We start from the raw sequence: 14678 nt of genomic DNA on the forward strand, positions 1-14678 counted from the left end.
TTATCGGGAGATTTTGAAGCAACAGCATGGATAACAATATGGATAATTAGGATGCCAAACTCATTGCACCGCATTAATCTTCATTCAGTTGAATCGGTCTCCCTTCTTCCTCAAACACGTGTTTAATGCAGTCTAAAATATTCGGAATATAGGCACTCTGATCCATATTGCGAACCGACAACGAAATTGGGCTATAAGCTTCCAAATCTAAAATTGGAATATAGATTAAATTTTTCATCCCAATATCACTGGCGCTTTCAGGAATTAAACAAATCCCCTCACCAGAAGACACCAATCCGAGCGCTAAATGGATTTCACGCACTTCGATCAGCTTTTTCGGCACCAAACCCAGTTCAGTAAAAATAGACTGAATCAAAGTTGAAAAATTCGGTTTAGGTGTAAGCGGATAGGAGAAAATCGACTCATCGAGAATTTGTGATAAATACACGCCGCTATCGATAAACTCTGCCAAATGATGATTTTTATGCACCGCCAGTTTAAGGCGTTCTTTGCGCAATAAGAGGCGCTTAATGGATGGGTCGGTTAATCTTAAACGTCCAAAACCGATATCAATTTTACCGGCTTTTAAGGCTTCAATCTGGTCTCGTGTTCCGCACTCAATTAATTCCACATGAATGTCTGGATGGCGCTGTCGAAATAAATAGATGATTTGCGGCAATAAGGCATACAGCAATGAACTGACATAACCAATCCGCACTGTTTTATCCACGGCATTGATACGCTGAGCCATGGAGGTTGCTTGTGCGGTATGAGTCAAGATCTGTACAGCATGCTCATAAAAGAACATACCCGCCTCGGTCGCTTTGACTGGACGAGACCCGCGCTCAAATAAAGTAATGCCTAATTCTTCTTCTAACTTTTGAATTTGTCGGCTCAAAGGCGGTTGGGCAATGCATAACTTTTCAGCGGCTTTGGTGATGCTTTGCTCTTCCACCACCGTCACAAAATAGCGTAGATGTCTTAATTCCATTTATATACCTTTTAAGTATTCAAAAATACCGATTTGGCTCTAGTTTAAGATATTACATTAACTTAGGGTATATAAACAGATTAACACTGAAGAAAGATTTGCAATGTATAAGTCCATAGAAACATTGCTTGTTGAGATTCCAACCATCCGTCCGCATAAGATGGCGGTTGCAACAATGCAAACACAAACCTTAGTACTGGTGAAAGTAAGCACGGAAGACGGCTTTATCGGCTGGGGCGAAGCGACCACAATTGGTGGCTTAGGCTATGGCGAAGAAAGTCCTGAAAGTGTTAAAACCAATATTGAAACCTATTTCGCGCCCTTATTAAAAACGTTAAATGGTTTAAACGTCGCACAAACGATGCAAATCATTAACCGTAATATTAATGGCAACCGTTTTGCTAAATGTGCCATTCAAACGGCATTATTAGATATCCAAGCGCAGCGCCTAGGCTTGCCTTTAAGTGAAGTGTTAGGCGGCCGTTTGCGTGACAGTATTTCAGTCTTATGGGTACTGGCTTCAGGCAATACTGAAAAAGACATTGCCGAAGCGCAAAAAATGATTGCCAGCAAACGTCACAATGTGTTCAAACTCAAAATCGGTTCACGCCCTGTGGAACAAGATGTTGAACATGTTTTGGCAATCAAAAAAGCCTTGGGCGATGACGTTTCCATTCGTGTCGATGTCAATCGTGCTTGGTCTGAATTGACTGCGATTAAAGGCATTCAAATGCTGCAAGACGGCGGTGTTGACCTGATTGAGCAGCCTTGCGCGATCAACAATATTGATGCGATGGAACGCTTAACCCGTAAATTCGATATTGCCATCATGGCGGATGAATCCCTAATGGGTCCGCAAAGCGCCTATGAGTTGGCAAAACGTAATGCAGCCTCTGTTTTTGCAGTCAAAATTGCACAATCAGGCGGTTTAATTGAAGGCTGTGAAGTTGGAAAAATTGCCAATCTTGCAGGTATTGACCTCTACGGCGGCACCATGCTGGAAGGTCCTGTCGGCACGATTGCTTCTGCACACGTATTTTCAACCTTCAGCAATTTAGCATACGGTACTGAATTATTTGGTCCATTGCTGCTGACTGAACAAATTTTAAAAACTCCACTTCAATACGAAAATTTTGAGCTGAAAATCCCAACAGGTTTAGGCTTAGGTATTGAATTGGATCAAGACAAAATCGACAACTTACGTCGTCAATAATTGAAGGAGACATCATGCTTTTCCAAGTCAAAATGGACGTTAATATCCCGTTAGATATGCCAAGCGATAAAGCCAATGAAATTAAAGCGGTTGAAAAGGCTTATTCTCAAGATTTGCAGCGACAAGGCAAATGGCGTCATATTTGGCGTATTACTGGCCAATATTCCAACATCAGTATTTTTGATGTTGAGAGCAATGAAGAATTGCACAATATCCTGCAAGGCTTACCGCTCTACCCTTACATGGATATTCAAGTGACTGCCTTGAACCGTCATCCTTCTTCAATTCGTGAAGATGACAGCTGATAAAAAATCAAACCACTCTACTACCTTAGAGTGGTTTGAATCCATTTTAGAAACTGCTATTTATAGCTGAATGATTCAACCGCCAAGCTTCAAATGAATGCTTAATTTTTAAAGTGATGACAACGCCATAATTTTTATGCATAAGTATTTTGAAGCGATATTTACGCATAGCAATTCATGAAAATGCAGATAGGGTTAGCCATATGATTGATAAAAGTTCAACTTCCCTTGTGGAAGTCCTTTCCCAGATTAAAGACGGTTCAACCGTAATGATTGGCGGTTTCGGTACAGCAGGACAGCCTGCGGAACTGATTGATGGCCTGATTGAACTCGGTATCAAAGACCTCGTTATTGTTAATAACAACGCAGGCAACGGCGACTATGGTTTAGCCAAACTTCTGAAATCTGGCGCAGTGCGTAAAATCATTTGTTCATTCCCGCGTCAGTCCGATTCATGGGTATTTGACGAGCTGTACCGTGCAGGAAAAATTGAACTTGAACTGGTACCGCAAGGCAACTTAGCGTGCCGTATTCAAGCTGCCGGCATGGGACTTGGCCCAATTTATACACCTACAGGTTTTGGTACGTTGCTGGCAGAAGGCAAACCAACCATGAACTATGAAGGTAAAGATTACGTTTTGGAAAACCCGATTCGCGCTGACTTCGCTTTAATCAAAGCACAGCAAGGCGACCGCTGGGGCAACTTGGTGTACCGCAAATCCGCGCGTAACTTTGGCCCAATCATGGCGATGGCGGCAGATGTGACCATTGCCCAAGTATCAGAAGTGGTGGAACTTGGCGCACTTGACCCAGAACATATCATCACCCCGGGGATTTTTGTTCAACACGTTGTTCAAGTTAAACCTGCTCAATAATTGGATACGGAGATTTAAAAATGAGTTATACCAAATTAAGCCGTGATCAAATTGCTGAACGTGTGGCGCAAGACATTCCTGATGGTGCTTATGTCAACTTAGGTATCGGTTTACCGACGAAGATTTCAAATTACTTACCTTCAGACAAAGACGTATTTCTACATTCTGAAAATGGCTTATTGGCATTCGGTCCACCACCGGCAAAAGGCGAAGAAGATCCTGAACTGATCAATGCAGGTAAAGAATTTGTCACCATGCTGACTGGTGGTGCTTTTTTCCACCACGGTGATTCATTTGCCATGATGCGCGGCGGTCACTTAGATATTGCCGTATTGGGTGCATTCCAAATTGCTGAAAATGGCGACCTTGCCAACTGGCATACAGGCGCACCAGATGCAATTCCTGCGGTGGGCGGTGCAATGGATTTAGCGGTCGGTGCGAAAAAAGTCTTTATTACCATGGATCATGTGACCAAACAAGGCGAACCGAAAATTGTTGCTGAATTGAGCTACCCTGCAACAGGCCTGAAATGCGTAGACCGTGTTTATACTGACCTTTGCGTGATTGATGTGACTGCTGAAGGTATGAAAGTGATTGAAAAAGTTGAAGGCCTTTCATTTGACGAATTGCAGTCAATGACGGGTGCAAAATTGATTGATGCAACACAAGGATAATTAATCCCTCCCGACCTCTCTTTTTAAAGAGAGGAGTTTCCCCCTTTAGTAAAGGGGGATTTAGGGAGATTCCTAGGAAAAATGAAACATGAAAAATGCATACATCATTGATGCGATCCGTACCCCATTTGGCCGTTATGCTGGCGGTCTTGCACCTGTCCGTGCAGACGATCTTGGCGCATTCCCCATCAAAGCGTTAATGGAACGCAACCCATCGGTGAATTGGGAATTGGTAGATGACGTAATTTATGGCTGTGCCAACCAAGCCGGTGAAGACAACCGAAATGTCGGTCGTATGTCTGCACTTTTGGCAGGTGTGCCCTATCAAGTCCCTGCAACCACAGTAAACCGTTTATGTGGTTCATCTTTAGATGCAGTAGCTATGGCAGCACGTGCAATCAAAGCAGGTGAAGCGGATTTAATTATCGCTGGCGGTGTAGAAAGCATGAGCCGTGCACCTTTGGTGATGGGTAAATCTGATTCTGCTTTTGGTCGTGCTCAGAAACTTGAAGACACCACCATGGGCTGGCGTTTTATCAATCCTAAACTGAAAGAAATGTATGGCGTAGACACCATGCCGCAAACGGCTGAAAATGTCGCGGAACAATTCAACATTAACCGCACCGATCAAGATCAGTTTGCGTTGACCAGCCAACAGCGTACAGCAGCGGCACAAGCCAAAGATTTTTTCAAAAAAGAAATCATTGCTGTGACGATTCCACAGCGTAAAGGCGATGCGATTGTGGTTGATACCGATGAACATCCACGCGCTTCAACCACACTAGAAGGTTTGAACAAATTAAAACCTGTGGTAAAGGCAGACGGTACAGTAACGGCAGGCAATGCTTCAGGTATTAACGATGGTGCTGCTGCTCTACTTATTGCCTCTGATGATGCAGTTGAAAAGTACAGTTTAAAGGCACGTGCCAAAATTATTGGTGCAACCACTGTTGGTGTTGAACCACGCATTATGGGTTTTGGCCCAGCGCCTGCGATTAAAAAATTATTGGCTCAAACCGGCTTAACACTTGAGCAAATGGATGTGATTGAACTGAATGAAGCTTTTGCAGCGCAAGCTTTAGCCGTCACTCGTGATCTCGGTTTAGCCGATGGTTCAGAAAAAGTGAACCCAAATGGCGGCGCAATTGCAATTGGCCATCCACTCGGTGCATCAGGTGCGCGTTTGGTTACAACCGCATTGAATCAGCTTGAAGCAACAAATGGTAAATATGCACTGTGTTCAATGTGTATTGGTGTCGGTCAAGGCATTGCTTTGATTATTGAACGCATTTAAAAAATTGATTTCTCCTCCTTCCTTTTTAAAAGGAGGGATTGAGGGAGAATTAAAAGGAAAAGAATATGCCAACATTTACATCCAACGATGCCGAAATTAACTACCAAACCTTTGGTGATGCCAACAAGCCTGCAATTGTCTTTTCAAATTCACTCGGCACAAAATACAGCATGTGGCAGCCGCAAATTGATGCGCTGCAAAATGATTTTTTTGTGATTTGCTACGATACCCGCGGCCACGGCGCATCTTCTGCACCTCAAGGTCCATATAGCATAGAGCAATTGGGTCAAGATGTGAGCAATCTGCTGGATCATTTAAATGTAAAAAAAGCCAGTTTCTGCGGAATTTCAATGGGCGGACTCACAGGCCAATGGCTTGCCCTGCATAAACCCGAATATTTTAACCATGTGATTGTATGCAATACCGCAGCAAAAATCGGTCAAGAACAAGCATGGAATGAGCGTGCCGCATTGGTACGTGAACAAGGTTTACAGCCTATTGCAGCAACGGCTGCATCACGCTGGTTCACCGAACGCTTTATCCAAAGCCAAGCAGCAGTTGTAGAATCTTTAAGTAACGACTTAGCAGCTGGCAGCGCAGAAGGTTATGCAAGCTGTTGCGAAGCTTTGGCTAAAGCTGATTTACGTGAAGAATTAAAAAATATTCAGGTGCCTGTTTTGGTGATCGCTGGTCAGCAGGACCCTGTAACCACAGTTGTAGATGGTCAATTTATGGTTGATCGCATTCCAAACAGTCAATTATTTGAAATTAATGCTTCTCATATTTCAAATATTGAGCAGCCTGAAGCATTCAGCGGTATTCTGAAAACGTTTTTAAATCACTAAATCTGCAGTATTTCGACTGATACAGATAGATTAAAAATGGCCAGCGCATGGCCATTTTTTTATTGTCTATTTCCAGGCAGTTCAGCTAAAAATATAAAAACACACCTGAGAAACCATCAATGCAGAAAAATTGCATCAATCAAGCGCAACTTTAAAATATGCAAACATCCGTAAAGACATATGGAATGCTCCTCAGCAAACAGGCCGTCCGCGCTTTCGAGCAGCAGCATCCTTGTCTAAAGCATGCATTCAATTTATGCATCAAGTGGACCTGGCTTTATTCACTAAAAAAGCTCTAACCTTATCAATGTATTAAAAGCAACAAGGCCTGTCATTCATCATAACAAGCCTCATTGAACCGTGATCCCACAACATCAGCGGATCTTAATAGCGAATCATCACCGATTTTAACTCGGTATAGTCTTCGATAAAGGCATCTGAAAACTCACGGCCAATCCCTGACGCTTTGACGCCGCCAAATGGCACAGCTGGATCAAGGAAAGTATGCATATTAACCCAGACGGAGCCTGCTTCAATTTTCGGAATCAAACGCAGCGCTTTGGATAAATCATTGGTCCATACGCTGGCTGTTAAGCCAAAACGTGAATGATTCATCATTTCAATCAACTCTTCATCACTTTCAAATGCAATCACATCCACGACTGGTCCAAATGTTTCCTCAATAAATAAGGGATCATCGACGCCACTGACTTTTAATAGCGTTGGTTCAACAAAATAACCTGTGCCATCCAATGCTTTACCGCCGGTAATGACTTGATTATTTTGCTGCGCCAAATTCAGATAATGCTTCACTTTATCAAAATGCGGTTTATTGGAGAGCGGGCCAAACATGCTGGATTCATCTAAGGGTGAACCAATTTTCAGCTGCTGAATTGCACCAGACACTTTGCTGACCAATTCATCATATTTAGATTGATGAACAAAGAAACGTTCAGGCGCTGCACAGACTTGCCCTTGATGGACAAATGTCGCTTGCAGCAAAGTCGGTAAAATTTCATCGAGATTGGCATCAGCCAGAATGGCCGCCGCATTTTTACCGCCCAGCTCCAAGCTGACCCGCGTCAAATCACTGGCCATCGCCTGTTTGCCAATGGCAATCCCTGTTGGCACTGAACCGGTAAAGGAGATTTTTTTCACCAGTGGTGAATCAATTAAATGCTGTCCCGTTTCCCCTTTGCCTGTGACCACATTAATTGTACCGGCCGGAATACCCGCTTCAATTGCCAACTCAGCCAAACGCAATAAGGATAATGCGGCAAATTCACTTGGTTTCAGCACAATCGTGCAGCCCGTGGTCAAGGCTGAACCAATTTTCCAAACCCCAATCATCAAGGCAAAATTCCACGGCACAATCCCTGCCACGACACCAATCGGTTGGCGCATTGTATAGGCTGTATATTTTTCACCATTCACAGAAGGAATTGAGGGTTGCATGGTTTGACCATGAATCTTGGTTGCCCAGCCTGCAAAATATCTTAAAAACACAACCGTTTGAGCCACTTCTAAATGGCGGGAAAGATTAATCAGCTTGCCTGTCGTCAATGTTTCTAATTGCGCCAGTTCTTCAGCATGCGCTTCGACTAAATCTGCAAGTTTATTGAGCTTTAAACCGCGCTCATAAGGCGAAGTATTTGCCCACGCATTGCTGAACGCAGCATGCGCACTCTTCACCGCTTTTTCTACATCATTTAAACTGCCCACAGCAATGCTTGATACGGCTTGTTCAGTTGCCGGATTGATTAATTCAATACGTTCAGCGTTTTCTGCTGCGACATGTTCAGCATGGATAAAATGCCCATGCTGACGCGCCATAAATTGCTGGACGCTTTCTAAAACTTGTACTTCACTCATTACGCTTACCTCATCCATATCTTCTATAAAACGGCGCTAAAATCACTCATGCATTCAAGTTTTTTCCCAAATAAAATGCATTAAAAAGAGCAGATGATTTTTAATAGGTGTACTGCAATAACAATTGCGCATAGGTATTCCAATCATCATCTGGGAACTGCGAACCGCCAGTCTGAATATCTTTTTTAGGCTTATAGAAACCGATCAGAGGGATCACATTAATATGCTGATTTGCAGACCACACGGAGTAAAAGTCCAGCTCATAAGCGCTTAAATTTTCTCGTGCTTTATCAATGCTATCGAACTTATAAGCAAACGCGCCCAGCATTAAGTTTTCTTTGGGACTCATCGAAAAAGAAACTTGATGGATATTGGCATTGCGGTTATTTGGCCCTGCATAATTTCCGGCCACCTCGCCCTGCACCCACTCACCAATGGCAACGGTGTTGCCATAAAACATTGGATCATAGTCTTCAGAATAGCGGCTGAAACGGTAGCCTACGGCAGTATGATATGCAGAATCTGGAATGCTGTAGTTTAAGGCCACATAGCCTGCATTTTCATTCGATCGGGCATTGTCCTGATATACCGCTTCGGCTTTAAGCTGCAAGTTCGGATTCAGGGCATAATTTGCTCTCAGCGCATAGTTCTTTAAATCATGGCGATCAGTTTCCTGAAAAGCGTCATCCACATCCGATACATTCAGATATGTTCCGCCAATGCCAAACTTTTCTTCCTGATACATCGCATCAGCAACCCATAATTCTGTTGAGTACTGCGCCTTATTGTCTGATTTTAAATAGTACAGGCCTGTGCTTAAGTTTTCCCAAGGCCGATATTTCAACGCAGTGGTAAAATCAAAAGCTTTTCTGGTCGCCAGATAATACGCCCCGCCTCGATCCAGCTCACCATCTGCGACAGCTTTACCTAAGTTGACGGCATCGCCCGACACCATAAAACCATCGCCGACAATAATGTTTTGACGCCCGACCGAAACATCGTAACGTGCATATTCTTTTTGAGCCGGTGTATCTTTAAAGCCAAGCGACCATTCACCTAAATTCGTTCTGCGTTCATGGCCATTGGTCACATTGCCAGCATCACCATCGCCAAATGTTCCAGTACTGATTGCAATTGCGCTCGCATAAAGGGCATTTTGACCAAAAGTCGCTGAACCCTTTAAGCCATATTTAGCGCCAATTTCCTGCCATGTTTTTTTAGGATCAGTATCTTCTGGATTGGCATAACTTTTTTCACTATGAAATACCCCTAATATGACATCGGCATAAGGCTGAATTTCATAATCTATTTGGCTTGCAGCATTGGTGATGGGTAAAAAAAAGGTGCATGCCAGCGCCACAGCAGTCTGTTTGAATATTTTCATTGGATCAATCCTTTAAACAAAGGGTTAACGCTCCAGTTAACCCTTGAAAATGGGAAACTTAATGATGATCTTTGCTTTGTTTTTCTTTATCCGAAGCAATATTTAAACTCGGCGTACTGTCAAAGAAGTTCCACGGCTTCAATAAAGTATTGACCCACTCTGTTGGCATGATTGGCCATTCTTCAGCACGCGCGACATGCGTGGTTCCTGTGGTTAACCAAGCCACCAGATCTTTATTTTCGATGTTCTGGTTATTCTCCACAAACTGACCTAAGCCTGTGTCATGCGTTGAACGGTTTGAATATTTACCTTCTGGATAGCGCTCATCAGGATTGTACTGAGTGACCAAAATCTGTTTATCCATAAAGCTTAAACGCTTAAATATCCATTCGTCTGGGCTAAACTGCGCGCCTTTCGCAATCGGGTGTGTCCCGCCGGCAAATGGAATCAACTGATAAGAAACTGGATTGCCCATTCTATTTTCTTTATTCAAGTTGCTGATTAAGCGGATGGTCGATGGATCAAACTTCTCAGCTGCATTCTTTTCACTATCGATCACTTTGCTATCGATTTGCATACTGCTGGTACGCACCTCACCGCCTGTCGTCCGTTTAATCACAGGGTCCATATGAACAAAACTGTTCTGATCACCATCAACATCCATATCTAAACGATAGTTATAAATATGCTGATGCGTCGTTCCCACAATATTATGGTCAATCAGCGTGCCGTATTTGGTGTCTTCTTTGGCGGTTTTATCATGCATGGTGCGCGTTTTTACGCCTTTAACCGCTTCAATTCCTGTTGCGCCTGCATTAATGCCGATCGTGCCATTTTGACCAAAAACCCAGTCAAACATGTAATCATAATTACCCACAGTGCTGATCCAGCGCACCACCAATTCACGGCGTTCTTCACTGGCGTCCTGATCGCCAAAAATTTCCTTATGCTTATATTCCGGCCCTGCATAACGCTCGAAAATGGCAATCGCATTCGGAATCACTTGAGGCTTCCCAGTATAGTCAGCAATGACCGCATCTAAAAGCACGGCATTATCTGGCGCATCTTTACCTGCATTAATCGGTGAAGTCAGTGTGCCCATACCATATTCGCCAGAGTCTAAATACGATTTGAAATACCAGCCCAACTCTGGGTCACCGTACGGAACAACCATGCCGCCCAGATTGCCCTCATACATGACCTTTCTTTTTACCCCTTTATCTTTATAGGTAACGGTTGAAAGTTTCAGCCCGACACGCGAATCCAAGGAAACATGCAGACACCAATTGCCCCAATGCACCGTTTGACCTGAAATCGAGAAGTTTTTGCCTTCCGGTTCAACCATGTGCAGCGGTTTAGGCGGTGTTTTGGTATTTTTACTGACATAAGGTCTAGGCGCCATCGGCACTGGAATCAAGGAAGCTTCCTCAATACGAATGACTTTCTCTTGATTTAAATCAACAACAGCAACCAAATTTTCAATTGGATGCGCCCAGTAGTTGCCATCCCCAGTATCTAAATAAGAAACGACTTTCAGCACATTCAGCTCTTTATTCAGGCCATCTTTGCCGCCGAAGTAACCAACAGTCAGCGGGTTGGCAATCACTTTCTTCACATCGTTAATGCCGCGTTTCTTCAAAGCTTTTCGATATTCAGCACTGTTTTCAATGGCCTTTTGCACCGCTTCGAAGTTATCAATCAACACCATGCCATGCGTATTTTCCAAGATATTCCACTTGGTCACTGCTTTCAGGTTTAAATCCACTTCACCTTCAATAGCGGTATTGCCCTTTAACAAATTAAAAGTCGCAATACGATGGTCAGCAAAAGGCTTATGATCAATGAATGCATCCCAAACTTTGGCTTTATCCGGTTCTTTCAGTTTTAACTCAGCAAAGCGCATATTAGGATAAGCATATTTAGACTTTTGAATGATGTCATACACCGCTTTAAGCTCTGCCGTACTTAAGCTATTCAATGGATGCGGCGCATTTTCGACAGTAAACGTTTTATCTAAACCGGACTGAAATACTTCATTGATAAACCCAGTACTGACAACGGCCTGACCATTTTTCTCAAGCAGTGGCACACTGACTTTGAGCGGCTTGCCGTTCACCAATACAGTATCTGAATTGGGTTTGGCCCGAACGGTTAATGAACCTTTAGAAATGGTATAGCTGCCGGTAAAATCATCTTTTTTAACATGTGCCCCAAAATCGCTCATGTTTTGATAGAGCGGAACCATTTCTGCTGTTTGGCCATGCGCATGCACTTGCTGACTCAAGCCTAAAACAGCTCCCATAATGCCCAAGTTTATTCCAATTGCCTTTCGGACTGCCTGTAATAATTTATTCTGATTCATTGCTTACATCCTCTGTTCGCATTGTTCTATTGCCTTGAAATATAGTGAAAAATCAATTTATTTTGGTTTTATACTATACTTAAATGCAAAGCCCCTTCACTGCAGCTGTATAGCTTGATACAGCTTCCTTATCACTTGATTTGATCACTTTACACACGGGCAGTTCTTGTCTAAAAATGACCTTAAGCTTGTCAAAGCATGACATTTATAAACAGAAATAAATAATTGAGTCATATAAAAAATGCACTTAAACCCAAGGTGGAAAAGACCTGCTACAAAAAGGTATCTCCGCTATCTCAAGCATTAGGTGCTAAAGAACCATACAAATAAAAAGGCTACTTCCACGCAGAAATAGCCTTTTTATTGATCATTGATATGCCTGAATTATATGAGCTATTCTTAGCTCTGATTTACAGCTCGATACTGACTTGGTGATATGCCATAAACTTTTTTAAATATTTTGGAAAAATGTGCACTGTCTCCAAAGCCCCATCTCAAAGCAATTTCAGTAATGGATAATTTCTTATTTTTTAAATCTTTTAACTCGAATTGCACTTTTTCCAAGCGTTTCATCTGAATATATTTATTGATGGATTGCTGATCCACCATAAATAAACGGTATAAATGCCTTAATGACACGCCAATATGATCGGCCACCACTTTAGGTGAAAGACTGCTCTGCATCAAATTTTCAAGAATATAGCGCTCTGCTTTTAATTTTAACGAATCACTGACCTGAACATTTTTATAATGAATAGTCGGTTTCATTAAGGCAATCAGAGCATCTTCAAAAGCGTTGCCGTCTTCTTCGGCATACCAAAATTCAATATTGTCACTCGACATGGTCTGCAGCATATTTTTCAGCAAATGCGCACTCATATTGCGGCTGATTAATTTGCCAAAATGTTCAGTCGTAATGCCCTGCTTAAATAATTTATCACGCGAAAGATGCACCGAGATATGACTGAATAGGCCTTGCGGATACATCGCAATATGTTCATTCGAATCCAGTAAAACAATATCACCTTCACTTAAAAACAGCGTTTCATTGCGGTATTTCAGCAGCATTTTGCCAGTATATTGCAAAATCAGAAAACAAAAGCGGTCTTTGGCCCGATCCAATATTTCAGACTTTCGTTCAATAAAACTGGCATTGCTTTTAATAAAGGCAATTTCAGTTTGCCCAAGTAAAAAAGATTTCACCTCGCCAATAAATAATGAACTTTGTCCATCAAAGTGGGTTTCAAACTCACCGCATACCCCTTGAATATGCTGCGTCCATGTACTGATGTTATTTTTAGAATAGCTCACTCCATGTACCTCGACTGAAATAGATGAAATAATCAAAAGCTATTACTCACATGCCCATCCTTGCTTGTTTGGGTAATAGCCATTTTTTTCAAAGGATTAAATCATTCACCCTTGTCATCATGACCTTATAATACATGTTCAATATTTGTAATATCTTAATTGCTCATATTTCATCTATTGGGCTTTTCAAGATTCGCTATTTAATGAACTTTCAATCATTTGATTGCGACAATTCATATAAATAATCACTCTGCGCCAACAATTCATCATCTTGATGAAATTTACCCACTAGCTGAATGCCTAGTGGCATGTTTTGCTGATACACCATAGGAAAAGTCATTACAGGCAAGCCCATGACTTGCCATGGACGGCTCATAAAAGGTTGTCCAGTTTTCTCTAAACCGAGTGGTGCAATACCCGGTGCAGCAGGTGCAATCGTAAGATCAATAGATGCATTGTTCATCCAATTCACATAGTCTGTTTTAATTTTTTCAACGGATTTAAGATGTTGTAAATAATCAAAATGTGACATTTCCAAACCGGTATGAATAAGTTCAGTGATATATTCATCCATTAAACCCGTTTGATATTCGTATTGTAAATTTCGCGCCACTTCAAATGCCATAATCTTATAATGATGATCGGCCAAGGCTTTAATGTCGATTTCTTCAGGCACATTTACAAAAGTGATGGATTCACACTGTACCCTGCTCATAAAACCTTGCATTGCACTTTGCATTTCAGGTTCTATTTCACCTAATTGATCACCTGAATAAACACCAATTTTTAGATTCTCTTTAACGTTTGGTTTAGCATTTAAGTCACTGCGCAGTTGCATGATTCTTCTCATCAATATTAAGTCAGAGAAATCATTTGCAAACATGCCCAAACTATCTAAAGATTGCGCGAGTGGCTGAATATTTCTGAGCGAAAATTCTGCATGACTTGCTACATAGGCCAAACAGCCACAATATGCAGCAGGCCGTATCACAGAAGCAGCTGTTTGTGTACCTAATGCAAACGGTGTCATACATGCTGCAACTGCTGCCGCTGAACCACTTGAGGAGCCACCTGGTGTGCGCTTTGGATCATGCGGATTTTGCGTTTTTCCAGATTTAAAAAATGCAAATTCAGTGGTTACCGTTTTACCTATTAATATGCCGCCAGCCTTTTTAATTGCAATAACGACTGCTGCATCCATACTTGGAACACGGTTATCGTGAATTTTTGAACCCATACGGGTTTCGATGCCTGCGGTATCGATCACATCTTTTACGGCAAAAGGCAAACCTTTTAGAACCGAATTTTTATAAAAACCCTCATTGCTATAATATTGATTTAAATATTCTTTTTTTGAAATAAGATGTTGCCACGCTTGAATATCTGGGTCGCGTTGTTCAATTCTTGAATAAAATGAATCAATGATCGTTTCTAAGCTGATTTCATTATTTTCAATCGCGTTTAATAACGCATTAATACTTTTGCAGTTCCATTGATCATTGGTCATTCTTATTCTCCAAATAGCAATATTTTTGAATCTGCTGAACTAAAT

The 14678-nt window shown here is 42.0% G+C and carries 12 protein-coding genes; 6 read left to right on the forward strand and 6 right to left on the reverse strand.

All coding sequences use genetic code 11. The features are described 5' to 3' along the window. Positions 1-73 precede the first annotated feature (73 nt). A complete protein-coding gene (gene catM, locus ACE3T3_RS08840) occupies positions 74-991 on the reverse strand; it encodes a cis,cis-muconate-binding transcription regulator CatM (RefSeq protein WP_374666055.1) in 918 nt (305 codons plus the stop codon). 103 nt (positions 992-1094) lie between these two features. Between catM and ACE3T3_RS08845 the strand changes: the two genes are divergently transcribed. The 6 genes from ACE3T3_RS08845 (at position 1095) to pcaD (ending at position 6197) form a co-directional block, all read left to right on the forward strand. Further along, positions 1095-2204, forward strand: coding sequence for a muconate/chloromuconate family cycloisomerase (locus ACE3T3_RS08845; RefSeq protein WP_374666057.1), 1110 nt, complete (start codon positions 1095-1097; stop codon positions 2202-2204). 14 nt (positions 2205-2218) lie between these two features. Next, positions 2219-2509: a muconolactone Delta-isomerase gene (catC, locus tag ACE3T3_RS08850; RefSeq protein ID WP_374666059.1), complete on the forward strand. Its 291-nt coding sequence runs from the start codon at positions 2219-2221 to the stop codon at positions 2507-2509. Positions 2510-2712: 203 nt separating this feature from the next. Beyond that, the gene (locus ACE3T3_RS08855) at positions 2713-3384 is read left to right on the forward strand and encodes a 3-oxoacid CoA-transferase subunit A (protein WP_374666061.1); all 672 of its coding nucleotides are present in this window, start codon (positions 2713-2715) and stop codon (positions 3382-3384) included. A 20-nt stretch (positions 3385-3404) separates the two neighbouring features. Continuing rightward, on the forward strand, positions 3405-4058 hold the full coding sequence (locus ACE3T3_RS08860) for a 3-oxoacid CoA-transferase subunit B (RefSeq protein WP_374666063.1): 654 nt from the start codon (positions 3405-3407) through the stop codon (positions 4056-4058). A gap of 88 nt (positions 4059-4146) precedes the next feature. Further along, positions 4147-5352, forward strand: coding sequence for a 3-oxoadipyl-CoA thiolase (gene pcaF, locus ACE3T3_RS08865; RefSeq protein WP_374666065.1), 1206 nt, complete (start codon positions 4147-4149; stop codon positions 5350-5352). Positions 5353-5417: 65 nt separating this feature from the next. Continuing rightward, positions 5418-6197, forward strand: coding sequence for a 3-oxoadipate enol-lactonase (gene pcaD / locus ACE3T3_RS08870; protein WP_374666067.1), 780 nt, complete (start codon positions 5418-5420; stop codon positions 6195-6197). A gap of 384 nt (positions 6198-6581) precedes the next feature. Here pcaD and ACE3T3_RS08875 read toward each other — a convergent pair whose 3' ends face one another. The 5 genes from ACE3T3_RS08875 to ACE3T3_RS08895 form a co-directional block, all read right to left on the reverse strand. Beyond that, a complete protein-coding gene (locus tag ACE3T3_RS08875; RefSeq protein ID WP_374666069.1) occupies positions 6582-8069 on the reverse strand; it encodes an aldehyde dehydrogenase family protein in 1488 nt (495 codons plus the stop codon). A gap of 100 nt (positions 8070-8169) precedes the next feature. Then, positions 8170-9453, reverse strand: coding sequence for a hypothetical protein (locus tag ACE3T3_RS08880; RefSeq protein ID WP_374666071.1), 1284 nt, complete (start codon positions 9451-9453; stop codon positions 8170-8172). A 58-nt stretch (positions 9454-9511) separates the two neighbouring features. Next, on the reverse strand, positions 9512-11815 hold the full coding sequence (gene tynA / locus ACE3T3_RS08885; RefSeq protein ID WP_374666073.1) for a primary-amine oxidase: 2304 nt from the start codon (positions 11813-11815) through the stop codon (positions 9512-9514). A gap of 399 nt (positions 11816-12214) precedes the next feature. Beyond that, on the reverse strand, positions 12215-13126 hold the full coding sequence (feaR, locus tag ACE3T3_RS08890; RefSeq protein WP_374666075.1) for a transcriptional regulator FeaR: 912 nt from the start codon (positions 13124-13126) through the stop codon (positions 12215-12217). Positions 13127-13337: 211 nt separating this feature from the next. Then, entirely contained in the window at positions 13338-14633 is a 1296-nt protein-coding gene (locus ACE3T3_RS08895) for an amidase (RefSeq protein ID WP_374666077.1), read from the reverse strand. Positions 14634-14678 lie beyond the last annotated feature (45 nt).

The sequence above is a fragment of the Acinetobacter sp. genome, assembly GCF_041919735.1.
In the GTDB taxonomy this organism is placed as follows: domain Bacteria; phylum Pseudomonadota; class Gammaproteobacteria; order Pseudomonadales; family Moraxellaceae; genus Acinetobacter.